Consider the following 339-nt stretch of genomic DNA (forward strand, 5'->3'; position numbering starts at 1 on the left):
GCGTTCACGGACTTCCGGTCGGGGTTGGCCGCGACGGTCGAGTGGTATCGGGAGAACGAGGACTGGTGGCGCCCGGCGAAGGCCGCCGTGGAGGCGAAGTACGCCCGCACCGGCCAGTAGGCAGGGCACGAGACGTCGAAGGGCTCCCGGACCGCGCGAGGCGGTCTCGGAGCCCTTCGTGCGTGCGGTTGGTGCGCGTCAGGCGCGCAGTGACGCGAGGTAGTCCTGCCGCGCAGCAGGCCGGCGGCGGAGACTGACGCGTTGGCCTGAGCTACTGGTCGAGCAGGCCGAGCAGGTAGGTGCCGTACCCGGACTTGGTGAGCTTCTCCGCGCGGGTGC

At 71.4% G+C, this 339-nt stretch carries 1 pseudogene; it reads left to right on the plus strand.

What is annotated here, in order from left to right:
* Window positions 1–120 (plus strand): annotated as a pseudogene (locus ACQP60_RS20895) (dTDP-glucose 4,6-dehydratase); the annotation flags it as partial.
* Window positions 121–339: the final 219 nt, after the last annotated feature.

The organism is Isoptericola variabilis, from assembly GCF_050311655.1.
GTDB classification, from domain to species: Bacteria; Actinomycetota; Actinomycetes; order Actinomycetales; family Cellulomonadaceae; genus Isoptericola; species Isoptericola variabilis.